The organism is Xenorhabdus sp. BG5 (assembly GCF_015163665.1).
Taxonomy (GTDB): Bacteria; Pseudomonadota; Gammaproteobacteria; order Enterobacterales; family Enterobacteriaceae; genus Xenorhabdus.
The window spans coordinates 103,870-129,861 of the sequence record NZ_JADEUG010000002.1 but is presented as its reverse complement, the minus strand read 5'-3'; the positions used below and the strand labels follow the sequence as shown (position 1 = coordinate 129,861).

The window sequence follows — 25,992 nt, the reverse complement described above, 5'->3', positions numbered from 1 at the left end:
TACTAGCGCAACGATACATAAATAAATTATATGTGTAAACAAATAATTAAGAAAATATATACAAAGGTAGGGCAGGTTATCTGAGAAAACCTGCCAGAAGGGAGTTTGGTATTAATTTGCGGAATAGAATTGTGCTTTTTGCCATAATTTTATGGCGTTACGGCTGGCCTCAAAATGAGGTTCGGGGAGATGATTAGGATCACACCACATTAATTGTTCACACTTATCGGGTTCCATTAATTGCGGTTTACCTCCGGTATACTGTGCCAGCAAACAGACCGAAACTGTGTGTTTTCCTTCTTCACGATAGGTTTCGAGATTATTGCAAATACCATAAACTTTGGGGTCTTGGATTGTTAGGCCAATTTCTTCTTTGATTTCACGAATCGCGCACTCTTCAAAGGATTCGCCGGGATCAACATGACCACCGAAGATTGACCAGTATGGCGCATGTTGGCTGGTACGTTTTCCCAGTAGAATTTCGCCCTTATCATTGATGATGATGACACCCACTCCGACAACGACTGACACTGATATATTCCTCCGGCTAGTAACTACTTACTTTAGTTCAGATTGATTTTAGTCATCTAATAAGAAATTATTCCGTTGCATATTCTACTGTTAGCTTGCATTAACACAATGATCGAACGGGCTGTAATTTTAACTGAAACGATTCAATTTTGATGTTATAAATAACAGATAAAACTTAATGTTACTTATGACTGTTTATTCAGGAGATATCGGGCAAGATGAGCCGCCGAGTTGCCACAATTACCTTAAATCCAGCTTATGATTTAGTTGGCTTATGCCCAGATATTGTTAAGGGAAATGTTAACCGTGTACAGACAGCAGGGCTTCACGCTGCTGGCAAAGGAAACAATGTCGCGAAGGTACTGCGTGACTTAGGCATTGATGTTACTGTTAGTGGTTTTCTGGGACGAGAGAATCAGGAAGGGTTTCAGCAGTTTTTTAGCGAAAACGGGATGGTAAATCGTTTTCATCTTGTCTCTGGACGAACGCGTATTAATGTCAAGCTGACTGAAAAACAGGGTGAAGTGACAGATTTCAATTTTTCTGGTTTCTATGTGACAGAAGAAGAATGGAATCGGTTTGTCAGTGATTCTCTGACATGGCTGGGGCAGTTCGATATGGTTGTTGTCAGTGGTAGTTTGCCCGAAGGGATCAAAGCAGAATCATTTGCAGATTGGATGATGCAATTACGACAGTCTTGTCCCTGCATTATTTTTGACAGTAGCCGTGAAGCTCTTGTTGCTGGCCTTAAGGCATTACCTTGGCTGGTAAAACCTAATCGCCATGAATTGGAGATTTGGGCGGGTAAGCCATTGCCGGATTTGGACAGCGTTATTGACGCAGCTCATGAATTGCGCAATAGAGGGATCGCCCACGTTGTTATTTCACTGGGAGAACAGGGCGCATTATGGGTCAATGCCTCTGGTTCATGGTTGGCAAAACCACCACATTGTGAAGTGGTCAGCACGGTTGGGGCAGGGGACTCTATGGTCGGAGGATTGGTCTATGGTTTGCTGATGAGAGAATCCAGCGAACACACATTGCGTCTGGCGACCGCAGTTTCTGCACTCACGGTTAGCCAGCCGAATGTTGGGATTAAAAGCCGCACTGAACTTGCATCAATGATGGCAAAGATCGAGTTAATTTCAGTCAGGTAATTAACTTTGCTGGGATTTTAGCCAGGCAATTTCTTCAGCCCAAATATCTGGATTGATCGTTTCAAGAACCAGGGGAATACCATTGAAACGGTCATCTTTCATGATATAGCTGAAAGGTGTTTTACCGATATTGCCTTCACCAAGGCTGTGATGTCGATCAACACGGCTGGAAAATTCACTTTTGGCATCGTTTAGATGCATGGCCTTAAGATATTTGAATCCAACGATTTCATCGAATGTCTTGAAAGTCGCATCGCAATCTTTTTCGGTGCGCAAATCGTAACCAGCCGCAAAAGCGTGACAGGTGTCAATACAGACTCCAACGCGGGTTTTGTCTTCGACACCGTCAATAATTGCCGCCAGTTGTTCGAATTTAAAACCAAGGTTGGTGCCTTGTCCGGCAGTATTTTCGATAACGGCAGTGACACCTTGTGTTTTATTCAACGTAATATTAATGGATTCCGCAATACGGGCGAGGCACTTATCGATGTCAACTTTGTTAAGATGGCTGCCCGGATGGAAATTCAGCAGATCAATGCCTAATTGTTCACAGCGCTGCATTTCATCAAGGAATGCTGCACGGGATTTTTCCAGACCGTCTGCTTCAGGATGGCCAAGGTTAATTAGGTAGCTGTCATGAGGAAGAATTTGTCGGCTACCATAACCGTAACGTTCACAGTTCGCTTTGAATTGATCAATGACATCTGTCGATAACGGTGGGGCATACCATTGGCGCTGGTTTTTTGTGAACAAGGCGAATGCCGTTGCATTTAATTCATGAGCACGGATCACTGCCTGATCAACACCGCCCGAAGCGCTCACATGGGCTCCAACAAATTTCATCTTATTTTCTCCTGTGTTTTCGTCATTATGGCATTGTTCACCTGATTGATAAAATTTTGGCAGCAAAAGTCGATTTAATATTCCTTCATTCTAAATTAGCCCAATAAATGATGGATGCCCTGATTGACGATTAATCCCCCCACGACTAGCCAGACAAACAAAATAAGTGCCAACAAAATAGGCTTAGCCCCAGCCTGGCGAATAGCACTGATATGGGTGGTTAACCCTAAAGCAACCATGGCCATTGCCAGCATGATGGTATCAATGGCAATAAGATGGTTAACAAGGGATTCAGGTAATAGATGAAAAGAGTTGAAACTCGCAGTGGCAATAAAAAATACAGCAAACCACGGAATAGTGATTGGGGATTTTTGAGGATAGACATGACAATTTTTAACTTTCACGCGACGGAGGTAGCCGGAAAGCAGTAATAGAAAAGGGGCTAATAGCATAACGCGGATCATTTTACTGATAACCGCTGCATTTTCGGCATCACTGCCTAACGCATGTCCAATGGCAACGACTTGGGCTACTTCATGAACAGTTGAACCCGAAAAAATACCAAATGTTTCCTGAGTAAAATTAACCCACTGGTAGTGGGCATTGAGTTGATAAATCCACGGATAAATAAAGATTGCCAGTGTACCAAAAATAACTACTGTAGAGACGGCGACAGCAACTTTGCTGGCAGGGGCTTTGACAACGGGTTCTGTTGCCATAACCGCAGCGGCGCCACAAATACTACTTCCTGCACCAATTAGGATGATGGTTTGGCTATCCAGTTGAAAGAAAGTACGCCCAATCCATAATGCCATAAAAAATGTTGATGAAAGTATGATGATATCGATCAATACTCCAGTTGCACCAACATCTGTGATTTGTTGGAAAGTCAGGCGAAATCCATAAAGAATGATGCCTGCTCGCAATAGGTAGTGTTTGGAAAAATGGATGCCGCTATCACAGACGGATTTTAAGAGGGGATACAGGGTATTGCCGATAATGATCCCCAATAGGATGGCAAGAGTCAGGATACCCAATCCCATATTTACAAGCCAAGGAATAGTCCCGATATAGATGGCGATTGCTGTCAGGATTACGGCTAATAGGATACCGGGAATTAATTTTAATACGGTGTTCTGGTGGACTTTGGTAAATTCCTCTACTTGATTTTCAGACATAGTGGCGACTCTATTAGCTTATACGTTTTAGGAATAAGTATATAGAAGATTTGTAAATCAATAAAATTTATAATATTTATACATATTAACACTAAAATAGATTAATTAAGGGTGACTTTTGTTAAGTTGCGTAATACTGTCTAAAATCAAAACTATCTTTCCCTTTTATTTTGCTTCCCGTGAGGCCATATGCGTATCACTCTGAGACAACTGGAGATTTTTGCAGAAGTTCTGAAAAGTGGTTCAACGACACAGGCTTCTCAGCAATTAGCGTTATCACAATCTGCGGTGAGTGCTTCACTAACAGATCTTGAAGGACAGTTGGGAGTACAACTGTTTGATAGAGTCGGAAAACGTCTGGTCACCAATGAACATGGGCGTTTACTCTATCCTAAGGCATTGGCATTACTTGAACAGGCTGGTGAAGTGGAACAGCTTTTCAAACTGGAATTGGGCGCATTGCGGTTAGCGGCTAGCAGCACGATTGGCAATTATATGCTACCTGAAATGTTGGCGAGGTATCGTCAGGATTATCCTGAGACACCACTGGAATTGAATATCAGTAATACTGGAGACGTAATCAAGGCAGTTGCTGAGTTTCGTGTTGATTTAGGATTGATTGAAGGATTGTGTCACGATCCTGAGTTGATCACACAACCATGGATGAAAGATGAGTTGATCGTTTTTTCCTCTCCAGAAAGCCCGCTGTTGCAAGGTGAGCTTAGCGTGGAAGATTTGATCAAGGCGCCCTGGATATTGAGAGAAAAAGGTTCAGGAACAAGAGAAATCTTGGATCATCTTTTGTTCTCACAAATGCCGAGATTCAATATTGCGATGGAGTTAGGTAATTCGGAAGCCATTAAACATGCTGTTCAATATGGAATGGGAATCAGTTGTCTTTCCCGACGAGTTGTCCAGGAACAATTGAAAAATGGCACATTATCTGAACTTGTTATTCCTAAACTTAGCCTCAATCGCACCTTGTACCTGATTTACCACCGCCAAAAACATATATCCAATGCGTTACGGAAGTTACTGAGTTATTGTAACTAATATTGAGAATATAATCGTGTAGCTAATAATTGGCTGTGGATTATGAAGGTATCTTATAACCACGAATCGTTGCTATTCTGGAGACGAGGATTTGTTACAATTCCGCATTAAATTTATTTTAAATGATATAGGAATAGAATGTCTCGCGAAGAAAGTATGCCACGGGATCAGGCTCCAACAACCCTGCGCCGTGAATTAAAAGCACGACATATGGCAATGATTGCCATAGGTGGATCAATTGGCACAGGATTATTTGTTGCTTCTGGCGCAACCATTTCTCAGGCTGGCCCTGGTGGGGCTTTACTTTCCTATGCATTAATTGGCTTAATGGTCTACTTCTTGATGACCAGTTTAGGTGAATTGGCCGCGTTCATGCCAGTTTCAGGGTCGTTTTCAACTTATGGTTCCAAATATGTTGATGAGGGTTTTGGCTTCGCATTGGGATGGAATTATTGGTACAACTGGGCGGTGACGATTGCGGTTGACCTTGTCGCTGCGCAACTGGTGATGGGATATTGGTTTGATGATGTTCCTGGTTGGGTATGGAGTGCGTTATTTCTTGCCCTGATTTTTCTTTTGAACTTCATTTCCGTCAAAGGATTTGGTGAAGCAGAATATTGGTTCTCCTTGATCAAAGTTTCCACGGTTATCGTGTTCATTGCCGTTGGCATTTTAATGATTGCTGGCATCATGAAAGGCGCTGAAGGTGCAGGTTGGCATAATTGGGCAATTGATGACGCTCCTTTTGCGGGTGGCTTTGCAGCCATGATCGGGGTGGCAATGATTGTCGGTTTCTCCTTCCAAGGGACAGAGCTGATAGGTATTACCGCAGGGGAATCGAAAGATCCGGCAAAAAATATTCCTCGTGCAGTGCGCAAGGTATTCTGGCGTATCTTATTGTTCTATGTGTTTGCGATTTTAATCATCAGCCTGATCATTCCTTATACTGATCCTAATTTGTTGCGCAATGGCGTGAAAGATATCAGTGTGAGTCCATTTACGCTGGTATTTGAAAATGCGGGTTTATTATCAGCGGCTGCAATAATGAATGCGGTGATATTAACTGCTGTTCTGTCAGCGGGAAACTCAGGGATGTATGCTTCCACCCGTATGCTATTTACGCTAGCAAAAGAGGGTAAGGCACCGAGAATTTTTGGTCATTTGTCTAAAGGTGGTGTTCCGCGTAATGCGCTTTATGCTACAACCGTGGTAGCAGGACTGTGTTTTCTTAGTTCCATGTTTGGTAATCAAACAGTCTATTTGTGGTTATTGAATACCTCAGGTATGACCGGATTTATCGCATGGCTTGGAATTGCAATCAGCCATTACCGCTTTCGTAAAGGCTATGTCGCCCAAGGTTTGGATATCAATGATCTGCCATATCGCTCAGGTTTCTTCCCGATTGGGCCGATTTTTGCCTTTATCTTATGTTTAGTTATTACGTTGGGCCAAAATTATCAGGCATTTTTGCAAGATAAGATCGACTGGTACGGAGTAACCGCGACCTACATTGGCATCCCGTTATTTCTGCTTATTTGGCTTAGTTACAAGCTGAAAAAGAAAACTCGCTTTGTTAAGTACAGTGAGATGGAATTTCCAGCATTCAAATATACCGACAAAGAATAATCCGTTAACTAATCATTAATGAATTGATAATTGTTAATTGAAGCATTGTTGCTTTTGTTTTACGAAAAACTGCCTGTTCTGTGATGGAATTGGCAGTTTTTATTTTTCAGGAAATCAGGGAAAAAATATCGATGGTAAATTTCGGCTATACCATTCCAATCGCATTGATAAGTATTCTTATTTGCTTTATTGTTAGCAGCACAATTGTTGCATGAAGAGGCTAACTAAAGTGAAGTTTGTATTTCGAGCAGTCGTGAAAAGTATGAGTATCAGTCTAATGGCGGGTTCTGCCATGGTGGCAAGTTTTGCATCTTGGGCTGAAACAGTCACTGATGTTGCTGGACGTACTGTTGAGGTGCCAGAGAAAGTCAATCGTATCTTGTTAGGTGAAGGTCGTCTATTCCATTCTGTTGCCATATTGGAAGGAGATAAACCTCTGGCTCGTATCGCTGGTTGGCAAGGTGATTTCCGTAAACTGGATCCACAAACTTACGCTATTTATAAAGCTAAATTTCCTGAAATCGATAATATCCCTCTGATTGGTAACACTAGCGCTGACAGTGTTAGCTCTGAAAAAGTGCTGACCCTTAATCCTGACGTTGCCATTTTTGGTCTGTCTGGACATGGCCCAGGAAAAAACAGTGAGTTGGTGAAGCAGTTGGAGAAAGCAGGTGTCCCTGTTGTTTTTGTCGATTTCCGCAACGATCCCCTGAAAAATACATTACCTAGCATCCGTATGCTGGGCAAAATCTTGCATCGTGAAGATCAGGCTAATGCTTACGCTGATTTTTATGAAAAAAATTTAAAATTAGTCACTGATATTACGGATCGTATACCAGACGCTGAGAAGCCTTCTGTATTTATTGAGCTTCTGGCAGGTTTTAGTGAAGATTGCTGTGGTACGGCAGGTAACGGGAATATGGGGAACTTCATTGATTTGGCTGGAGGCAAAAATATCGCCAAAGAAGTACTGCCTTCTCCATTGGGTACAATGAATCTGGAAAAAGTCATTGCTGAAGATCCTTATATTTACATCGCAAGCGGTGCGCAAGATCCAGGTGATAAAGGTAAAGGGATCAAAATGGGAGCCCAAACTTCTGCCGATACAACCCGCGCAGGCTTGAAAGAAATCACTGAACGTAAAGGTATCAATAACTTAACTGCTGTGAAGGAAGGGCGTAGCTATGCTATTTGGCATCACTACTATAACTCTCCTTATAATGTTGTTGTTACTCAAGTTTTTGCTAAATGGTTCTATCCTGAAAAATTCGCTGATTTAGATCCGCAACAAACATTGAAAGAACTTCACAATAAATTCTTGGCTATTGAACCGGTAGGCACATATTGGGTCAGCGAGAAATAAGCAGTAGCAGGTAATAAAAATGAGTGTCACTACCGAGCCTATGCCAATGGTGAAAAAACAATTGAGTGAGTGCGATATAAAAGCACATTATCGTCATATCCTGCGCCGACGTATTGCATGGATATTATTCATCGTCTTGGCGATTGGCATTTCTGTTGTACTGGATTTTACAATAGGACCATCAGGGTTATCACTGCAAGCCCTCTGGCAAACCCTGTTTTCACCAGAGAGTGTTAACGCAGCAACACGGGTAATTGTTTGGGATATTCGATTGCCTTATGCCCTGATGGCGGTAGCGATCGGCCTATCGCTTGGACTGGCCGGTGCTGAAATGCAGACAATTTTAAATAACCCGCTAGCCAGCCCATTTACGTTGGGGGTTTCCAATGCTGCTTCTTTTGGTGCGGCATTAGCCATTGTGCTTGGCATTGGTATTCCGGGAGTACCGGATCAGTGGTTTATTTCCGCAAACGCTTTTCTCTTTGCATTATTGGCCTCCTTGATGCTTGATGGCATTACCCGCTGGACGAGAGTTGCAACTTCAGGTGTTGTGTTGTTTGGGATTGCGATGGTATTTACCTTCGAAGCGTTAGTTTCGATGATGCAATTTATCGCTACGGAAGATACCTTACAGGGATTGGTTTTCTGGACAATGGGTAGCCTTGCCAGGGCGACATGGGAAAAATTGGGCATTATGGTGTTAGTTTTCTCTGTCATTGCACCTTTCTCATTGAGCAATTCTTGGAAATTGACTGCATTGCGTCTGGGAGAAGACCGTGCTATCAGTTTTGGAATCAATATTAGCCGCCTTCGTTTGGGAACATTGTTGCGTATCAGTATCCTGACGGCATTGGCAGTTGCATTTGTTGGCCCTATTGCTTTTATTGGATTGGTGGCTCCTCATATCGCCAGAATAATGTTTGGTGAAGATCACCGCTTCTTCTTGCCTGCAAGTGCGTTGATTGGTGCATTAGTTTTGTCCATGGCTTCCATTGCTTCTAAGAATCTGATACCGGGCATTATCATACCGGTTGGGATAGTGACATCGTTGGTTGGTGTGCCTTTCTTCCTTAGCATAGTCTTACGCCATAGGGGGAATGTATGAGTCAGGGATTAAAAATCAATTGCCTGACGGCGGGATATCCAAAGCACTCCGTGATTGAAAATCTGGATATCAATGCATTGCCGTGTGGTCAAATCACTGTATTGTTGGGGCCGAATGGTTGTGGTAAATCCACACTTCTACGTTCGCTGGCGGGATTGAATAAAGCCAGTGGTGAACTGTTGTTGGATGGGCAGGATCTGATGAAGATGAATTTTGCCCAACGTGCCCAAAATGTCGTTTATTTGCCTCAATCATTACCAGCAGGTGTTCATCTTCATGTATTGGAATCGGTGATCGTTGCTCAACGAGCATCGGGGGGCGTGAGTAATAGCCAATGTGAACAGGAAGTCATGGAACTGTTACGCCAGCTTGGTATTGAGCATTTGGCGCTTAGCTATTTGGATCAACTATCTGGTGGTCAAAAGCAGTTAGTTGGATTGGCTCAATCATTAATCCGCCGTCCGACATTATTATTATTAGATGAGCCATTAAGTGCGCTGGATTTAAATTACCAATACCATGTCATGGATTTAGTTGCACGTGAAACGCGCCGTCGTAATATTATTACGATTGTTGTTGTTCACGATATTAATATTGCATTGCGCCATGGTGACCATGTGTTAATGCTAAAAAAAGGTAAATTAATTTCTGAAGGTAAACCTGAGCAGGTTATTACACCAAGTAGCTTGGCAGAAGTTTATGGCATTAAAGGCCGAATTGAACGTTGTTCTCAGGGAATACTGCAAGTATTAATTGATGGTCTAGTGACAGAATTAGTGAGTTAGAATAAGGCGATAATTCACTTTAATAAAATTAAAGTGTAATTTGATAAATATAACACTAACAGGAATAATTTAATTACTATTTTTAATTAATATTTCTCTTTTTTATAAATATTAATCATTATACTTAACATCTGGACATCCTATAGAATCATCCCGTTATCAATTTTGTCATGATGGGATGATTTTTTTGCTATCAGAACATCGTAATTAAATGGTAAATAGTTCTCCTCTGTGCTAAAAACTTATCAAAGGCCAATCTACGGATCTGATGGCGTTTAGTTTCAGCACTAACTCAGTAAGAGCCTACTCCATAAGGCTCTGTAGTGTCGTAAAAAATAATAAATTTTTAGTGTTATCGCGCTTGCTATTTCTAAACTTGAAGTGCAAAATGCGTGCACTAAAAATAACTGGTGTGTAAATATGCATCAGTTATTTTTTTTGCTTTGAATTATTTTTTACAACACCAAGAGGCCGGATTCTGTTCCGGATCGATATTGACCACAAGCAACCATAATTGAAACGGGGTTGCTGTACTGAGGAATGCAAATATGGAGCAATTATTCTCTTTTGCACTTGTGCCAATTGGCGCTCGTTGCTGCAACGATGACTATGGGGCACGACCCTCTGTCAATTCACCGTTCACCAATTCTTCTTTCTTTTCTGTTTATAGACAGAAGCGAAGTCTTCCCAGTAACTATCGATTAAGTAGTTGTATCAGTACCCAAATCGAAGTTATGGGAGGTTTCGCTCATGTTGCATAATACTACTACTCCTACTGCACTTGGTATTAACCAAGCCAATGCTGACAACCGCGTTCAACTAAGAAGAACATTGACTCTGTTTCAAGTCGTTATGATGGGGCTTGCCTATCTGCAGCCAATGACTATTTTTGATACATTTGGCATTGTTTCTGGTTTGACCGGTGGGCATGTTGCGACATCTTATGCTATTGCATTAACTGCAATTTTATTTACAGCGCTAAGTTATGGAAAATTAATAAAGCGTTTTCCATCGGCGGGTTCTGCTTATACTTACGTACAAAAATCAATGAGCCCCCATCTTGGATTTATGGTGGGTTGGTCTTCTTTACTGGATTATATGTTGATGCCGATGATCAATATATTATTGGCAAAGATTTACCTACAGGCTTTGTTCCCTGGTATTGAACCATGGATCTTTGTAGTCATGTTGACTGCACTTATGACAATCATCAATCTGAGTGGCATCAATGTCGTTGCTAATATCAATAGCATCGTTGTGATTGTCCAGATTGTTGTTATGGTAATACTTGTTGGGCTAATGATCCGTGGTGTTTATAATGGAGAAGGTGCAGGAACGTTACTGAGTATTCAGCCATTTACATCAGAGGAAGCCCAATTAATTCCGATGATTACTGGTGCGACAATACTTTGCTTCTCATTTCTTGGGTTTGATGGCATTAGCTCTTTGTCGGAAGAAACACCAAATGCAGGTAAAGTTGTCCCTAAAGCGATTTTCCTGACTGCGTTAATTGGTGGTATGATCTTCATTGCAGTATCTTATTTCTTACAGCTCTATTTCCCGGATATTTCTCGGTTTAAAAACCCAGACGCTTCCCAGCCAGAAATTATTCTTTATGTTGCTGGTGCGTTATTCCAGTATGTGATTCTCATATTCTCCAGTGTCACGGTAATGGCTTCGGGTATGGCTGCACATGCGGGTGTATCTCGTTTGCTCTATGTCATGGGACGTGACGGTGTACTGCCTGAAAAAATATTTGCGTATATTCACCCTAAATGGCGTACACCAGCCATTAACGTGATATTGGTTGGTATTGTCGCCTTATCAGCATGTTGGTTGGATCTGGTGACTGCGACGGCACTGATCAATTTTGGCGCATTGGTTGCTTTTACGTTCGTTAATTTATCGGTGATTTCTCAATTCTATGTTCGTGAACGTCGTAATAATACCTTGAAAGACACCCTCAATTTCTTGATTTTGCCACTTCTTGGGGCTGCAACTGTGGGTGTTTTATGGATGAATTTAGAATCAAATTCGATGGAGTTAGGCTTGATCTGGGGAGGCATTGGTCTTATTTACATGTTTTTCCTGACTCGTAGCTTCCGCCAACCAATGCCGCAGTTTACTGAATCATAATCAGAAAACATTTCAGTATTTTGTTCTAAAAAACAGCATCGTCAGGTGCTGTTTTTTTATCTGAAATAACAAAAGAGAGCATAAATCATACAAATCTTATCAAAAAACATCATATAATAAGAAAATTTCCATGCCAGTTTTCATTAAAAGCCTGTCTGTCTGGCTCAAGTAAGGTAAGAGAACGATTATGAATGATGCCAAAAATCCCCCAAATCAGCGATTAATTGCCACTCTCACGAATATTGTTGGATCTTCTCATATTCTCACTGAACCTCGAAAAACGGAACGTTACCGTAAAGGCTTTCGTTCTGGACAAGGGGATGCCCTTGCCGTTGTATTTCCGGGATCATTATTAGAACAGTGGAGAGTATTCAAAACCTGTGTTGAGGCCGATAAAATTATTTTGATGCAGGCAGCAAATACTGGATTAACGGAAGGATCTACACCGAGTGGCAATGATTATGATCGCGATATAATTATTATTAGTACCTTACGAATGGATAAAATTCAGATTCTTCCATCAACAAACCAAGTTATTGCATTTCCTGGTAGTACATTGTGGCATTTAGAAAAAGTATTGAAACCATTGGGACGCGAACCACACTCAGTTATCGGTTCGTCCTGTATTGGTGCATCCGTTATTGGGGGGATTTGCAATAACTCAGGAGGTTCTTTGGTTCGGCGCGGGCCAGCTTATACTGAAATGGCTCTATATGGCCGGGTTAATGAGCAGGGAGACGCTGAACTGATTAACCATCTGGGAATATCGTTGGGTGATCAACCTGAAGATATCTTGACTTGTCTGGAAGAGCAACGTTATCGAACCGAAGATATTCAGCATAGTGGCGGGGTCGCTTCTGATTATGAATACTCGCAGCGTGTGCGGGATGTTGATGCAGATACACCATCAAGGTTTAATGCTGATGAGCGCAGGCTGTTTGAAGCCTCTGGTTGTGCGGGTAAATTGGTTGTCTTTGCTGTTCGACTTGATACTTTTCCGGCAGAGCTATCTTCACAGGTTTTTTATATCGGCACTAACCAACCCGAAGTACTGACAGAATTGCGGCGTCATATTCTATCGAATTTTCAGCATTTGCCAGTCGCTGGCGAGTATATGCATAGGGATATATTTGATATCGCAGAAATATATGGAAAAGACACCTTTATTATGATTGATAAACTAGGCACAGATAAAATGCCAATGTTTTTTGATTTGAAAGGACGAATGGACGCTATTTTAGGTAAGGTGCCATTTTTACCCGAACATTTAACAGATCGTGTCATGCAGGGATTGAGTCGTTTATTACCTTCCCATTTACCGACTCGCCTGAAAGAATACCGAAATCGTTTTGAACATCACCTAATGCTGAAAATGTCAGGTGAAGGTATAAAAGAAGCGAATGAATGGCTGGAAAATTACTTCCAGCAGGCTGATGGAGCGTATTTTGCGTGTACTCAAGAAGAAGGGGCGAAGGCATTCTTACATCGTTTTGCAGCCGCAGGAGCCGCTATTTGTTACCAAGCTGTTCACAGCGATGAAGTGGAAGATATTTTGGCATTGGATATTGCCTTGCGGCGTAATGATCGAGAATGGCTTGAAACTTTGCCAGCCGAAATCAATGAAGCATTAGTCCATCGGCTATATTACGGGCACTTTATGTGCTATGTATTCCACCAGGACTATATTGTTAAAAAGGGGACAGATATCCATGCATTGAAAACAAAAATGCTGGAAATTTTGCATCAGCGCGGCGCTGAATACCCTGCCGAACATAACGTCGGTCACTTGTATAAAGCTAAGCCACAGCTTAAGCATTTCTATCAAACGATTGATCCAACTAATACCTTAAATCCGGGAATTGGGAAAACCTCCAAGCTGAAAAATTGGGGCGGAGAGTGTGGTTGTCAAATTGCCGGGCATTCACATGATTAGTTTACTTTGAAGACGGAGTAAAAAGTAGAAAAAGACAAAGCCTTGGTGTTTGCCTTTTTCTTTCTTTATTTATTGGGTAATTGTATAAAGGTTTTACCCGGCTATTTGGATTGCATAATCAACCAATGCTTTTAACTGGCGGTACTTTTCTTCATCAGACTGATATTCAATAAAAAGTTTTTCAATGGCTGCAAGATATTGGCTGATGTTTTCCTGGGTTAATGTATCCTGCCGATGACGTAACCAACGCTGTTGCTCGTCATAATCCAATGTCGCTGGGTAATTTCTCGCACGATAGCGGAATAACAATGGCTTAATGCGCGCATCCTGGAATGTTAAATCCAAGGCAGGCAAGTTCTGGGGAGACGTTTCTCGTATAATTTCCATTGCAGTTTTATCGGCATCGCTGAAAAAGCCGCTATAGAGCTTAGTATCGACATTATCAGATTCTGGAAACGTTTCTGGATGAGAAAACAGTTCAACGACTTTCTCCCTGATTTGCGGATTATTGCGCAAGATAGCCAGATTTTGCTCACATTGGTTGCGATCTAACCCTACTCGCTCTGCATCTTCTGGTCGCAAGGTATTTTCTGGCGCAATGATTGGGCATTTATTAATGTGTACGAGTTTAATGGGAACGGGGCTTTGATCTGGCTGTAATTCGTCCCGTCGGGTATACAAGCGCTCGCGTAATTCATTTGCGCTAAGTTCTAAAAGTGGGGTGATATCGCCAGCCAGGTCGCACATGATCACCGCATTACGGTTACTCGGATGCCACGCCAAAGGAGCGACAAGGCTAACATTGCTGCGCAGAACTCCAAACATGCCAGATACATGAACCAGGGGTTTCATTTGTGGGATATCAATTTGATTGCTGATTTTCTGTTTATTTCTTAACTGGAAAAAGTAATCAAACAATTTAGGTTGAGCTTTTTTCACCAGCTTTGCCATTGCGATAGTGGCATAAACATCAGACATGGCATCATGGGCATGAGTATGCTCAACGCCATTGGCTTTTGTCAGATGCTCTAATTTGAAGCTAGGTAACCCATCTTCATTGTCCGGCCAGACAATGCCTTCTGGACGCAAGGCATAGCAGGCACGTAATACGTCGAGTAAATCCCAGCGAGAGTTGCCTTTTTGCCAGCTATAGGCATAAGGATCGTAAAAGTTACGATAGAAAATATTACGGCTGACTTCGTCATCAAAGCGAATGTTGTTATACCCAAGAATACATGTATTGGGTTTGCTGAATGCTTCATGGATTTGCCGGGCGAATTCGGCCTCATTAACGCCTTTTTTTAATGCTAACTGGGGGGTAATGCCCGTGATCATAACAGCTTCAGGATCGGGAAGATAATCGTCAGCGGGAGCACAATACACCACCAAAGGTTCTTCAATGATATTGAAATCACTGTCAGTGCGAACTCCGGCAAATTGTGCGGGGCGATCTAAAGCAGGATGCTTACCAAAAGTTTCATAATCATGAAAGTAGAAATTTTGGTTTTCTTTACTGGTATTCAAGGTTGTATATTCTCCGTTATCGCCAATCTAATTACTACTAATCAATGAATTACATTTCCATTGGTGTCACATTTATCTGGCTCTATCGCGAGCTTTCACACTAAAAACGATCATTTTCGATGACGTTAAATTACGTTGTCATACATGGTAAACCATAACAAGATTTGGACGAAGTAGTTCGTATGGCTATCTAAGCTCAAACTTACCGTGGCAATGGCGGTTATTGTTCACCAGATGGATGGGAAAAGAAATTTGATGAAGAAATGTATCTGAAAGGGCGTTTGTATCAATAAATTGTCGAAACTGACTTGTCTATGCGCCACTTGAAATTGTATTGTGTAGTTAGCATAAGAAATTATCGGTCTGATTAAAAAGGTGTGAAAAATGGACAACACAAATAAACCAACATTCCAAAATGTACTGGAGTTTGTGCGTATATTTCGTCGCAAAAATAAATTACAGCGCGAAATTGTAGACAATGAGAAAAAGATCCGAGATAACCAAAAACGTGTACTCCTGCTTGATAACCTGAGTGATTACATAAAGCCAGGAATGTCGATTGAAGATATTCAAGGCATTATTGCCCATATGCGCAGTGATTATGAAGAGCGTGTTGATGAATATATCATCAAAAATGCCGAGCTATCTAAAGAACGCCGTGAGTTATCCAAAAAACTTAAGGCAATGGATGGTGGAGTTAAGTAAGTTGTAGTTGTTTGAAAAGGTGATAGTTTATACTTAACCACGCCATAAGGCGTGGTTGTTTTTTAATTTGAGTTCCAATGAGGTTTGAGTTCAGGATCAATTAAAGCATAGGTTTGATAGTAAGTTTGTTCATCTTCGGCCATTTGTGCTAATTGTTTTGCTACATCTTCTCGGCTTACCATGCCATGAGCTTCCTCTTGATAACGTTTGCAATGTCCAGTGCCAGGTTGATCAGTAAGACCACCAGGGCGGATGATTGTAAAATTCAATGTGCTGGTTTGCAGGTAACTTTCAGCCAATGACTTGTGTCTGACCGATTGCCCGAATAATGACTTAGCCCGTGCTGATAATGTCTTCCAACTTTCTCCACAACCAATGGATGTTACCAATAACATGCGAGAAATTTGGGCTTGTTCTAATGCATCTATTATTGCCATGTTTCCGTAGTGATCTGCGTTTCCTCCTCCAATCGTTGAGAAAACAACGGAATTTTCTCCCGCCAGTGCAATCGCTTTTTCTATACTTTCTCTGTCACAAGCGTCACCGTGTATTACATTAACGCCTGCTGCGCTGAGTTCCGCCGCTTGTTGTGCATTACGAATTAAGGCTGTGACAGGACGGTTTTGTTTTAGTGCAATAGTGACCAAATGACGTCCAACCCCTTTTCCGGCACCAAAAATTAGCCAAGGTTTCATCAACGGGAAATTCTCCATAAAATTAACTACCTTAAATGATAATGATAACCATCCAAGTTTATTGGAATCGATGATTGAAAGGAATAAGGTTAATTCGTTTTTGTTGTGGTGAAGGCAAAAAAATGGCTCCCATTTAGGGGAGCCATTTAGGTCAAATTACAGTATCCAATTATTCGGATGGTTGTGGTTTAGACATAGCAGAAGTTGCAATATTTGTTGCAGAATGCCCGCCCGCACCGCCTTTACCTTTGAATGGATAAGCAGGGCGTTGCCATTCAGTGATAATCACAGGATTGGTTATCATATCTGGTGCTGGTGCCTTCGTCATTGGGGAGTAAGCGTGATGATTTTTTTCCACGATAATCGAAGGCTCAACAACTGTTTTCTCTTCCGTTTTAACTTCCTCTGCCTTAGGGCACATTTCCGTTGCGACAGTTGGCTGTTCTTCATGATGTTCCTGTTCAACAATCGACATCATAATGATGGGATCTACCGTGCGGCGCATTTTTTCAGCATCATGTGATACTAGAATACGTGATTCTTCATTCCCTAAAATTTCTGACCAATGTTTTTCACCATGATTGATGACAGCTTCCACGCTTGCGGGTTCCGAAACGCTAGGTCTTTCTAATTCCGGCCCTACTGGTGTCACGGTGGAAACGCTATCAATAGCAAGTCTCGCATTGTCATCATGAATGATGCTGTCTTGTCGTTCTGCTATTTCGACGTGAGGCACTATTGTAGTTGGTGCTGATTCTGTGATTGATGGCATCAGAATAACTTTTTCCTGTTGTACAGGTATTGTTTTTTCTTCAACCGTTTCGCTAATCATATCAACAGAAGCAGGGATTTCAGGTTCAGTAATGGTCACAGGAGTAACAGGATAACGAACCCACACTTTGCCTGATGCCAGTTCTGGCGATACAACGGCCATTCTCAATGGTACTGGCGATTGAGTCAGATTGCGTTCATCACGGTAGCGGCGGCGACGCTGACCGCTAACACGCAAGTGACGTGGGGAACGGCGGGAACGACGCGGCATTATGTTGTCTTGCTGCTCATTGTTTTGTGAAATAACAGATTGTGATGCAGAGTTTTGTGAATCTGCATTTTGTGGCATTTCAGGTTGGTTAGCTGCTTCAACATGAGTATCAATAACGGCTGGTACAGACGTTTTTGTCTCTTTGTGAGCGTTTTCTGATACAGATTCAGGCATTACAGCGGGTAAGGCCGCAATGTTAGTTTCTTGTTTCAGTTCGTTAGTGATACGTACTTTTTGTTCAAGCTGGCGGCGCTGACGGCGAGGCATGACTGGCTGACGCTCTTCAACTTCTTCTTCGACAATGTCAGGTTGATTAATGGTCTGCTGAGCCTTAGCTTCCAGTTGCTGCTGTCGTTTTTCTTCCTGACGACGACGTTGACGTTCAGCACGTTGTTCACGGCGTTGTTGCTGTGCTTCACGAGCTTCATTATCCAGCACAGTGCTATCTTGAACATTGTTTTTCTGCTGGGCATTACGGCCTTTGCGTTGTTCATCACGTTCACGGTTATTGCGTGCTTCACCTTCTCGACGCTGATTCTGGCGGCGTGGGTTGCGACGTTCTGATGAGCGACGATTATCATTGCCAGATGGTTTTTTGCCCTGCTCTTGGGTTTGTTGTTGTTCTTCACCACTGAACATTTTTTTCAGGGCACTAAAGAATCGGCTGAACAAACCTGGTTTTTCTGTTTGTTGCTGGTTATTGGTGACTGCTTTTTTCTCTTTTGTTTTTACTTTTGCTGTTGCCGGTGCTGTTTCTGCTTCTGCTGGCAGATCAAAAGTTGAAATGGCTGGTTGCTCTGGACGTTTGCGTTCATGCTGAATATCGTCCTGAGTATTTATCATTTCCGCTTCATGCAGTTGTGGCAGCAAATAGCTCAACGTTGAAATTTCTTCGCCTTTACGTACACGTAAGACAGAGAAATGTGGAGTTTGCATTTGATCATTTGGAACAATGACAACACCCACACCCCCTTGGCGATGCTCAATGGCGCTGACTGCCTGGCGTTTTTCATTCAGTAAGTAAGAGGCGATCTGCACAGGAACAATGGCATGAACCTGATGTGTGTTTTCTTTCAGCGCTTCTTCTTCGATTAAACGCAAAATTGACAGAGACAGCGATTCGTTATCACGAATAGTGCCGGTGCCGCTACAACGAGGACAGACATGGTGGCTGGATTCACCCAGAGATGGGCTTAAACGTTGGCGAGACATTTCCAGTAAGCCAAAGCGGGAAATTCGGCCAATTTGAATACGAGCGCGATCTTGTCGCACAGCGTCACGCAGCCGATTTTCAACTTCACGTTGATGACGTACTGGAGTCATATCAATGAAATCGATAACAATTAGGCCACCGAGGTCACGCAGACGCAATTGACGTGCAATTTCATCAGCAGCTTCCAGGTTGGTGTTAAATGCCGTTTCTTCAATATCACCACCACGAGTTGAACGGGATGAGTTGATATCGATAGCCGTTAAAGCTTCTGTCGTATCAATGACCACAGAACCGCCGGAAGGTAATCGAACTTCACGCTGGAAAGCCGATTCGATTTGCGATTCTATTTGATAATGGCTGAACAGAGGAACTTCACCACTGTACAGTTTGATTTTACTGGCAAAATCCGGGCGTCCCAAGGCAGTGATGTGCTGGCGTGCCAAATCAAGGATTTTAGGGTTGTCGATCAAGATTTCCCCAATGTCTGGGCGCAGATAATCACGGAATGCGCGCACGATAACATTGCTTTCCTGATGGATCAGGAAGGGAGCAGGATGACTGTCTGCGGCTTTTTTAATTGCTTCCCAATGTTTCAGGCGGAAGTTCAAATCTCCCTGCAAAGCTTCAGCTGATTTGCCTACACCTGCGGTACGAACGATAAGCCCCATGCCGTCTGGAATTTCCAGAGAAGAAAGTGCCTCTTTTAATTCAATGCGATCATCACCTTCAATGCGGCGAGAAATGCCGCCTGCTCTTGGGTTATTTGGCATCAGGACTAAATAGCTGCCAGCCAAACTAATAAAGGTTGTTAAAGCTGCCCCTTTGTTGCCTCGTTCTTCTTTATCAACCTGGACGATGACTTCCTGGCCTTCTTTAAGGATATCCTTAATATTAGGGCGGCCATGTGAGTGATAATTACTTGGGAAATATTCGCGAGCAATTTCTTTTATGGGTAAGAAACCATGACGTTCCGTTCCGTAATCAACAAAAGCAGCTTCCAGGCTAGGTTCAATTCGAGTAATTTTCCCTTTATATATATTTGCCTTTTTCTGCTCGTGTCCAGGGCTTTCAATATCCAAATCATAAAGACGTTGCCCATCAACAAGGGCAACACGCAACTCTTCCTGCTGGGTTGCGTTGATTAACATTCTTTTCATTCTAACTTACTCATTATTTTTTACATGAATATAGAGCTGCGAGTAAAAAAGAGGCGAGCTACTAGTTACCGATGACCTCGTGTCTTTTACAAAACCGCCAGCCTCACGGCTATCGTTTGTATAGAGGCGCCTATTTTTCGGCGAGTCTGAATTTCATTTGAACGCAGTACTCTTTATTGGGGCACTGTAATAAATAGGTACAGATTTTGCCCAATCCAGTAAGCTGCCACCCGCAGCCCATAAATTATTTGATCGAACATTACGTCTTATGCCATTGCTGCGTTTTTGCTCGATCAAACAGATAACAAACAATTTCAATCTTGCCATTCATAGTTTAGTAAACCGTGGCCAGAAAGCATTATTCCATTGCTATTGGGGTGATAGCAAGGTGACTTTGTCGCTTTACAGGTTTTTTATTAGGAAATAGTGATAAGTTGTTAATATTTAGTCTTTATCCTAAGTCACCTGAAACAATGAAGTAGGAAAAATGGCTGTTATTTAGACATAGTTAAAAATGAGTGGCGCTCTGTTTGTTGGATTATTAGAATCTCGCCCATGAAAACAGATAATCAAATTGTACAGTTTGTCACGATTGATGACGAATATGCCGGTCAGCGAATTGATAACTTTTTGCTGACTCGTTTAAAAGGTGTACCTAAGAGCCTGATTTATCGGATCTTGCGTAAAGGTGAAGTTCGAGTCAACAAAGGAAGAATCAAGCCTGAGTATAAATTGACAGCAGGTGATGTCATCAGGATCCCGCCGATTAGAGTTGCAGAAAAACAAGAAACACCTATCTCTGTCAAACTGGATAAGGTTGCTGCTTTGGCGGAATGTATCTTGTATGAAGATGACCATATTTTAGTCATAAACAAACCCTCAGGAACCGCAGTACATGGGGGCAGTGGCCTGAGTTTTGGCGTGATAGAAGGATTGCGGGCTTTGCGTCCTGAAGCACGTTTTCTTGAACTGGTGCATCGGCTTGATCGCGATACATCCGGTATTTTGTTGATTGCGAAAAAACGTTCTGCATTGCGGGCATTGCATGAACAATTACGCTTGAAACAGATGCAAAAAGACTATTTGGCGCTAGTGCGTGGGCAATGGCAATCCCATTGTAAAGTCGTCGAAGCCCCTTTGTTGAAAAACAGCCTGCAAAGTGGGGAAAGGGTGGTTAAAGTCAGTAAAGAAGGCAAACCATCTGAAACACGTTTTAAAGTTGAAGAACGATATGCGTTTGCGACATTAGTGCGAGCAAGCCCAGTAACAGGGCGAACTCACCAGATCCGCGTGCACACTTTACATGCCGGTCATCCTATTGCGTTTGATGATCGCTATGGTGACAGATCATTTGATGCCCAACTGGCAGAAACAGGACTTAATCGATTGTTTTTACATGCCAGCTCATTAAAGTTTACCCATCCATCCACGGGGGAAACGCTGCGTTTCGAAGCCCCAATGGATGATAGGTTGCGGAAATGTTTAAGAATATTGCGGCATAATAATCACTGAGAACATACCGTCAGCGGGTTTATCCCCTGACGGGTAAGCATTTCTGTCAACGTTATTAATGGTAAGCCGATAAGTGTGTTTGGATCTTTGCCGTCAAGTTTTTCGAATAATGTAATTCCTAAGCCTTCGCTTTTAAAACTACCCGCGCAATTGAAGGGTTTTTCTTTGTTGAGATAATAAATAATTTCTGTTTCTGTCAGATCTCTGAAATAGACATGGAATAACTCGCAACGAGAATCAACCACTTCTGTTTTGCTATTGAATAAGGCAATGCCAGTATAAAAAGTGACACATTTTCCACTGGCTTTTTTCAATTGTAAGAAAGCATTCTCAAAATTATGGGGTTTGCCGGTAATCTTGTCATCCAAAACACAAACTTGATCTGACGCTATAATGAGGTGGCTAGAATACTCCCGCTGTAATGCGCGAGCTTTTGCCTGTGACAGCCGGGTGACCAATTGTTTTGGACCTTCGTTTTCCAGCGGGCTTTCATCAATATTGGGAGAAGCGCAGGTAAAAGGTAATCCCAGCTTTTCTAGCAATAGGCGGCGATATTCGGAAGTTGACGATAAAATAATCGGAAGCATCTTTTTTTCCATAAAATACGTAGAGAAATATTTGCAGGCATTTTAAACTATACGCCGCTGAATAAGCGAATATTTGACGGAAAGGCGCAGATGTGTGGCCTTTTTCTTTGACTATGTCTCATTACAAAGATAATATGCGCGCCTTATGCAAAAGGTAAAATTACCCCTGACCATCGATGCACTTCGAACAGCCCAGAAAAGATTGGATTACCATGGTAGTTATTCTGCTGGGCAAGTTTCTCGTCTTGCAGAAACCGTGGTCAGTGTGGATAGTGATGTAGATAGCTCATTATCATTTGAAATTGATAATCAGCGCCTGGCAGTTGTAAAAGGGCATTCCAAAGTGGATGTTACGCTTGCCTGTCAGCGTTGTGGCAGTAATTTCAGTCATCATGTTCACACAACGTATTGTTTTAGCCCGGTCGTCAATGATGAACAGGCTGAGGCATTACCGGAAGAGTATGAGCCAATAAACGTTAACGAATTTGGCGAAATAGATTTGCTGGCAATGATTGAAGATGAAATAATTCTATCTCTGCCGGTGGTTCCGGTACATGATTCTGAACACTGTGAAGTGTCCGACGCGGACATGGTGTTTGGTACACTGCCCCCTGAAGCAGAAAAACCAAACCCGTTTGCCGTATTAGCCAGTTTAAAGAAAAGTACTTAAGGAGTAAGGTCAATGGCCGTACAACAGAATAAACCAACTCGTTCTAAGCGTGGTATGCGTCGTTCTCATGACGCACTGTCTGCAACACTTGTCTCTGTAGACAAAACTTCTGGTGAAACTCACCTGCGTCATCACGTGACTGCTGATGGCTACTACCGTGGCCGCAAGGTAATCAACAAGTAATTTCAGCTAATCATTAGCAAGTTGATATCTTGGCTAATCTAACCTTAGCGTTAGATGCTATGGGTGGGGACTTTGGTCCTCGCGTTACGGTGCCTGCTGCATTGCAGGCACTGGCATCTAATCCACAACTGAAGCTATTGTTGGTCGGTAATCCCGAAACCATCTTTCCTTTGCTTGCAAATCAAAATGCCGAGCTGCTTAGACGTTTGCAAATTGTTCCTGCGGAACATGTCGTTTCCAACGATGCAAGGCCGTCTCAGGCCATCCGTTCCAGTCACGGTACTTCCATGCGTATAGCACTAGACTTAGTTAAGTCGGGCAAAGCACAGGCTTGTGTCAGTGCGGGAAATACAGGTGCTTTGATGGGATTGGCTAAATTGATGCTGAAATCCATTGAAGGAATTGAACGGCCTGCATTGATGACAGTGATACCTAATCTAAAACAACAGAAGACAGTTGTATTAGATTTAGGCGCTAATATTAATTGTAATAGCAGCATGTTAGTTCAGTTTGCGATTATGGGCGCTGTGATGGCGGAGTATGTTGCTGGTGTGGATAATCCACGTGTTGCGTTACTCAATATCGGGGAAGAGGAATCCAAAGGGCTGGATAATATCCGCGAAGCTGCTATAACCTTGCGTAATATCCCAACGATTAATTACATCGGGTATGTGGAAGGAAATGAGTTACTGACGGGAAAAACGGATGTGCTCGTGTGTGACGGCTTCGCAGGTAATGTTACGCTGAAGACGATGGAAGGTGCGATCAGAGTGATCTTATCTCTGGTAAAGTCATCGGATGGCCAGCAGAAAAAATCATCTTGGTTGATGAAGCTATTCAAGATGAAGATAGTTAAAAAATGGTTACTAAGACAGATAACTAAACGGTTCGGCCATCTAAACCCTGACCAGTATAACGGAGCAACGTTATTAGGATTGCGTGGCATCGTCATAAAAAGTCACGGTGCTGCCAATGAACATGCTTTCAAGGCTGCTATTGATCAAGCCATTCAAGCTACAGAGAAGCAGGTTCCAGACAGAATCGCTGCCCGGCTGGATGCAGTATTACCCAAGAGTGAATAAACATAAATGTATACAAAGATCTTAGGTACGGGCAGTTACTTGCCTGAGCAGGTGCGTGCTAACGCAGATTTAGAAAAAATGGTTGATACGTCTGACGAGTGGATTGTCACTCGGACGGGCATTCGTGAACGCCGTATTGCGGCTGAAGATGAAAATGTTGCGATTTTGGGTTTCAAGGCTGCTGAAAAGGCCATTGAAATGGCGGGCATTGATAAAGCACAAATTGACTTAATCGTTGTTGCTACAACAAGCTCAACTCACGCTTTTCCAAGTGCAGCTTGCCAAATTCAGCAGTTGCTGGGCATTCAAGGCATTGCGGCTTTTGACGTTGCAGCGGCATGTGCTGGCTTTACTTATGCGTTGAGTGTTGTCGATAAATTTATTAAAACGGGTGCGGCTAAACATGCACTGGTGATTGGTTCTGATATTATTTCAAGGGTTGTCGATCCTAAAGATCGCAGCACAGTTATTCTTTTCGGCGATGCAGCAGGAGCGATGGTCGTCGGGGCTTCAGAGGAACTAGGCATCTTATCTACTCATCTTCATGCTGATGGGCGTTATGGTGATTTACTGTCCTTGCCTTATCAAAGCCGGGTAAAGTGTGATACACCAGAATACGTCACTATGGCGGGTAATGAAGTCTTTAAAGTTGCCGTTCGTGAATTAGCTAATATTGTTGATGAAACTTTAGAAGCTAATAACCTGCCTCACTCTCAGCTTGATTGGTTAGTACCTCATCAGGCGAATTTGCGTATCATTGCGGCAACTGCCAAGAAATTAGATATGACAATGGATAAGGTGGTTGTGACTTTGGATCGTCATGGCAACACCTCGGCTGCATCTATTCCGACAGCATTCGATGAAGCGGTGCGTGATGGAAGGATCCAACGCGGCCAACTTATTTTACTTGAAGCATTTGGCGGTGGCTTTACCTGGGGCTCAGCGCTGGTACGTTTTTAATTTAACAGGAAAATAAACATGTCTGATTTTGCAATGGTGTTTCCCGGTCAAGGCTCTCAATCTCTGGGTATGTTGGCTGATTTAGCCACAGAATTTCCACTGGTTGAGCAAACGTTCGCAGAGGCTTCTGCGGTTTTGGGATATGATTTATGGACGTTGGTTCAGCAAGGACCTGTAGAAGAACTGAATAAAACCTGGAAAACTCAACCTGCATTGCTGGCAGCCTCAGTAGCGATTTGGCGTATATGGCAGGAGAAAGGCGGTAAGGTGCCTTCCATAATGGCAGGTCATAGCCTTGGCGAATATTCTGCGCTGGTTTGTGCTGGAGTGATTGATTTCCAGCAAGCCATTAAACTTGTTGAATTGCGTGGGAAGTTGATGCAGGAAGCTGTACCGGAAGGGCAGGGAGCAATGTATGCCATTATCGGTTTAGATAATGAATCCATTGCAAAGGCATGTGAAGAGTCAGCACAAGGTCAGATTGTTTCACCGGTTAATTTTAATTCACCTGGGCAGGTGGTTATCGCAGGTGAAAAAGAGGCTGTAGAGCGTGCGGGAGCGGCATGTAAGACCGCGGGCGCAAAACGAGCATTGCCATTATCCGTTAGTGTGCCTTCGCATTGTGCACTGATGAAATCTGCTGCTGAGCAACTGGCGGCTGCATTGCAAGACATAGAGTTTAACCAGCCGCAATTTCCTGTCGTGAATAACGTCGATGTAAAAGTAGAAAAATCTGCTGATGCTATTCGAGACGCGTTGGTTCGTCAGTTGTATAATCCTGTACGTTGGACAGAATCAGTTGAATATGTTGCAGAGCTTGGGGTTGAACAATTGTTGGAAATCGGACCAGGTAAAGTACTCACTGGGTTAACGAAACGTATTGTTGATACTTTAAGTGCTGTAGCAGTAAATGATGTATCATCACTCACAGTTGCTCTAAATAAATAACTGG

23 protein-coding genes are annotated in these 25,992 nt (G+C 42.7%); 16 read left to right on the top strand and 7 right to left on the bottom strand.

What is annotated here, in order from left to right; all coding sequences use genetic code 11:
- Positions 1-111: 111 nt before the first annotated feature.
- Entirely contained in the window at positions 112-531 is a 420-nt protein-coding gene (locus IQ209_RS02590) for an NUDIX domain-containing protein (RefSeq protein ID WP_193848716.1), read from the bottom strand.
- 218 nt (positions 532-749) lie between these two features.
- Between IQ209_RS02590 and fruK the strand changes: the two genes are divergently transcribed.
- Positions 750-1,688: a 1-phosphofructokinase gene (fruK, locus tag IQ209_RS02585; protein WP_193848714.1), complete on the top strand. Its 939-nt coding sequence runs from the start codon at positions 750-752 to the stop codon at positions 1,686-1,688.
- Here the strand turns inward: fruK and nfo are convergent, their stop codons facing one another.
- Both nfo and IQ209_RS02575 read right to left on the bottom strand, forming a co-directional pair.
- Entirely contained in the window at positions 1,689-2,531 is an 843-nt protein-coding gene (gene nfo / locus IQ209_RS02580; protein ID WP_193848712.1) for a deoxyribonuclease IV, read from the bottom strand.
- Between the two features lie 95 nt (positions 2,532-2,626).
- Positions 2,627-3,709: a YeiH family protein gene (locus tag IQ209_RS02575; RefSeq protein WP_193848710.1), complete on the bottom strand. Its 1,083-nt coding sequence runs from the start codon at positions 3,707-3,709 to the stop codon at positions 2,627-2,629.
- Positions 3,710-3,898: 189 nt separating this feature from the next.
- Here IQ209_RS02575 and yieE point away from each other — a divergent pair, with 189 nt between their 5' ends.
- The 8 genes from yieE to dld all read left to right on the top strand — a co-directional run bounded on the left by yieE (position 3,899) and on the right by dld (position 13,710).
- Positions 3,899-4,762, top strand: a complete 864-nt coding sequence (yieE, locus tag IQ209_RS02570) for a DNA-binding transcriptional regulator YeiE (RefSeq protein ID WP_193848708.1) — start codon at positions 3,899-3,901, stop codon at positions 4,760-4,762.
- Between the two features lie 138 nt (positions 4,763-4,900).
- Positions 4,901-6,388 (top strand): amino acid permease, encoded by a 1,488-nt coding sequence (locus tag IQ209_RS02565; RefSeq protein WP_193848706.1) that lies wholly within the window; start codon positions 4,901-4,903, stop codon positions 6,386-6,388.
- A gap of 262 nt (positions 6,389-6,650) precedes the next feature.
- Positions 6,651-7,751 carry an ABC transporter substrate-binding protein gene (locus tag IQ209_RS02560; protein WP_304952567.1) on the top strand — a complete coding sequence of 367 codons (1,101 nt, stop codon included), beginning with the start codon at positions 6,651-6,653 and terminating at the stop codon, positions 7,749-7,751.
- Between the two features lie 19 nt (positions 7,752-7,770).
- Complete coding sequence (locus IQ209_RS02555; protein ID WP_193848702.1) at positions 7,771-8,856, top strand: iron ABC transporter permease; 1,086 nt, start codon at positions 7,771-7,773, stop codon at positions 8,854-8,856.
- Entirely contained in the window at positions 8,853-9,641 is a 789-nt protein-coding gene (locus IQ209_RS02550; protein ID WP_193848700.1) for an ABC transporter ATP-binding protein, read from the top strand. The genes IQ209_RS02555 and IQ209_RS02550 overlap by 4 nt, the downstream gene beginning before the upstream one ends.
- Positions 9,642-10,189: 548 nt before the next feature.
- Entirely contained in the window at positions 10,190-10,402 is a 213-nt protein-coding gene (locus IQ209_RS02545) for a hypothetical protein (protein ID WP_193848698.1), read from the top strand.
- On the top strand, positions 10,392-11,777 hold the full coding sequence (locus IQ209_RS02540; protein WP_193848696.1) for an APC family permease: 1,386 nt from the start codon (positions 10,392-10,394) through the stop codon (positions 11,775-11,777). Before IQ209_RS02545 ends, IQ209_RS02540 begins: the two co-directional genes overlap by 11 nt.
- A gap of 187 nt (positions 11,778-11,964) precedes the next feature.
- The gene (dld, locus tag IQ209_RS02535; protein ID WP_193848694.1) at positions 11,965-13,710 is read left to right on the top strand and encodes a D-lactate dehydrogenase; all 1,746 of its coding nucleotides are present in this window, start codon (positions 11,965-11,967) and stop codon (positions 13,708-13,710) included.
- A 93-nt stretch (positions 13,711-13,803) separates the two neighbouring features.
- Here the strand turns inward: dld and sbcB are convergent, their stop codons facing one another.
- Positions 13,804-15,234 carry an exodeoxyribonuclease I gene (sbcB, locus tag IQ209_RS02530; RefSeq protein ID WP_193848692.1) on the bottom strand — a complete coding sequence of 477 codons (1,431 nt, stop codon included), beginning with the start codon at positions 15,232-15,234 and terminating at the stop codon, positions 13,804-13,806.
- 384 nt (positions 15,235-15,618) lie between these two features.
- Here sbcB and tmaR point away from each other — a divergent pair, with 384 nt between their 5' ends.
- Positions 15,619-15,939 carry a PTS system regulator TmaR gene (gene tmaR / locus IQ209_RS02525; RefSeq protein ID WP_074018717.1) on the top strand — a complete coding sequence of 107 codons (321 nt, stop codon included), beginning with the start codon at positions 15,619-15,621 and terminating at the stop codon, positions 15,937-15,939.
- 62 nt (positions 15,940-16,001) lie between these two features.
- Here tmaR and IQ209_RS02520 read toward each other — a convergent pair whose 3' ends face one another.
- Positions 16,002-16,634, bottom strand: coding sequence for an SDR family oxidoreductase (locus IQ209_RS02520; RefSeq protein ID WP_193848690.1), 633 nt, complete (start codon positions 16,632-16,634; stop codon positions 16,002-16,004).
- Positions 16,635-16,803: 169 nt separating this feature from the next.
- On the bottom strand, positions 16,804-20,046 hold the full coding sequence (gene rne, locus IQ209_RS02515) for a ribonuclease E (protein ID WP_193848688.1): 3,243 nt from the start codon (positions 20,044-20,046) through the stop codon (positions 16,804-16,806).
- Positions 20,047-20,601: 555 nt separating this feature from the next.
- On the opposite strand from rne, the gene rluC reads away from it, so the two are divergent.
- Positions 20,602-21,558, top strand: coding sequence for a 23S rRNA pseudouridine(955/2504/2580) synthase RluC (gene rluC, locus IQ209_RS02510; RefSeq protein WP_193848687.1), 957 nt, complete (start codon positions 20,602-20,604; stop codon positions 21,556-21,558).
- Here rluC and IQ209_RS02505 read toward each other — a convergent pair.
- Positions 21,552-22,145 (bottom strand): nucleoside triphosphate pyrophosphatase, encoded by a 594-nt coding sequence (locus IQ209_RS02505; RefSeq protein ID WP_193848685.1) that lies wholly within the window; start codon positions 22,143-22,145, stop codon positions 21,552-21,554. The two genes, rluC and IQ209_RS02505, sit on opposite strands and share 7 nt — an antisense overlap.
- 145 nt (positions 22,146-22,290) lie before the next feature.
- Here IQ209_RS02505 and yceD point away from each other — a divergent pair, with 145 nt between their 5' ends.
- From yceD to fabD, 5 genes are read left to right on the top strand one after another with little or no spacing between them, the layout of a single operon-like run.
- On the top strand, positions 22,291-22,815 hold the full coding sequence (gene yceD / locus IQ209_RS02500; protein ID WP_193848683.1) for a 23S rRNA accumulation protein YceD: 525 nt from the start codon (positions 22,291-22,293) through the stop codon (positions 22,813-22,815).
- A 12-nt stretch (positions 22,816-22,827) separates the two neighbouring features.
- A complete protein-coding gene (rpmF, locus tag IQ209_RS02495; protein WP_004240653.1) occupies positions 22,828-22,998 on the top strand; it encodes a 50S ribosomal protein L32 in 171 nt (56 codons plus the stop codon).
- A gap of 29 nt (positions 22,999-23,027) precedes the next feature.
- Positions 23,028-24,080 (top strand): phosphate acyltransferase PlsX, encoded by a 1,053-nt coding sequence (plsX, locus tag IQ209_RS02490; RefSeq protein ID WP_193848681.1) that lies wholly within the window; start codon positions 23,028-23,030, stop codon positions 24,078-24,080.
- Positions 24,081-24,086: 6 nt separating this feature from the next.
- Entirely contained in the window at positions 24,087-25,040 is a 954-nt protein-coding gene (locus tag IQ209_RS02485; protein ID WP_193848679.1) for a beta-ketoacyl-ACP synthase III, read from the top strand.
- An 18-nt stretch (positions 25,041-25,058) separates the two neighbouring features.
- The gene (fabD, locus tag IQ209_RS02480) at positions 25,059-25,988 is read left to right on the top strand and encodes an ACP S-malonyltransferase (protein WP_193848677.1); all 930 of its coding nucleotides are present in this window, start codon (positions 25,059-25,061) and stop codon (positions 25,986-25,988) included.
- Positions 25,989-25,992 lie beyond the last annotated feature (4 nt).

Excerpts from the sequence above, each read along its gene's own strand:
- fruK (WP_193848714.1), top strand. The coding sequence starts at position 750 with ATGAGCCGCCGAGTTGCCACAATTACCTTAAATCCAGCTTATGATTTA.
- nfo (WP_193848712.1), bottom strand. The coding sequence starts at position 2,531 with ATGAAATTTGTTGGAGCCCATGTGAGCGCTTCGGGCGGTGTTGATCAG.
- IQ209_RS02575 (WP_193848710.1), bottom strand. The coding sequence starts at position 3,709 with ATGTCTGAAAATCAAGTAGAGGAATTTACCAAAGTCCACCAGAACACC.
- yieE (WP_193848708.1), top strand. The coding sequence starts at position 3,899 with ATGCGTATCACTCTGAGACAACTGGAGATTTTTGCAGAAGTTCTGAAA.
- IQ209_RS02565 (WP_193848706.1), top strand. The coding sequence starts at position 4,901 with ATGTCTCGCGAAGAAAGTATGCCACGGGATCAGGCTCCAACAACCCTG.
- IQ209_RS02560 (WP_304952567.1), top strand. The coding sequence starts at position 6,651 with ATGAGTATCAGTCTAATGGCGGGTTCTGCCATGGTGGCAAGTTTTGCA.
- IQ209_RS02555 (WP_193848702.1), top strand. The coding sequence starts at position 7,771 with ATGAGTGTCACTACCGAGCCTATGCCAATGGTGAAAAAACAATTGAGT.
- IQ209_RS02550 (WP_193848700.1), top strand. The coding sequence starts at position 8,853 with ATGAGTCAGGGATTAAAAATCAATTGCCTGACGGCGGGATATCCAAAG.
- IQ209_RS02545 (WP_193848698.1), top strand. The coding sequence starts at position 10,190 with ATGGAGCAATTATTCTCTTTTGCACTTGTGCCAATTGGCGCTCGTTGC.
- IQ209_RS02540 (WP_193848696.1), top strand. The coding sequence starts at position 10,392 with ATGTTGCATAATACTACTACTCCTACTGCACTTGGTATTAACCAAGCC.
- dld (WP_193848694.1), top strand. The coding sequence starts at position 11,965 with ATGAATGATGCCAAAAATCCCCCAAATCAGCGATTAATTGCCACTCTC.
- tmaR (WP_074018717.1), top strand. The coding sequence starts at position 15,619 with ATGGACAACACAAATAAACCAACATTCCAAAATGTACTGGAGTTTGTG.
- IQ209_RS02520 (WP_193848690.1), bottom strand. The coding sequence starts at position 16,634 with ATGAAACCTTGGCTAATTTTTGGTGCCGGAAAAGGGGTTGGACGTCAT.
- rne (WP_193848688.1), bottom strand. The coding sequence starts at position 20,046 with ATGAAAAGAATGTTAATCAACGCAACCCAGCAGGAAGAGTTGCGTGTT.
- rluC (WP_193848687.1), top strand. The coding sequence starts at position 20,602 with ATGAAAACAGATAATCAAATTGTACAGTTTGTCACGATTGATGACGAA.
- IQ209_RS02505 (WP_193848685.1), bottom strand. The coding sequence starts at position 22,145 with ATGCTTCCGATTATTTTATCGTCAACTTCCGAATATCGCCGCCTATTG.
- yceD (WP_193848683.1), top strand. The coding sequence starts at position 22,291 with ATGCAAAAGGTAAAATTACCCCTGACCATCGATGCACTTCGAACAGCC.
- rpmF (WP_004240653.1), top strand. The coding sequence starts at position 22,828 with ATGGCCGTACAACAGAATAAACCAACTCGTTCTAAGCGTGGTATGCGT.
- IQ209_RS02485 (WP_193848679.1), top strand. The coding sequence starts at position 24,087 with ATGTATACAAAGATCTTAGGTACGGGCAGTTACTTGCCTGAGCAGGTG.
- fabD (WP_193848677.1), top strand. The coding sequence starts at position 25,059 with ATGTCTGATTTTGCAATGGTGTTTCCCGGTCAAGGCTCTCAATCTCTG.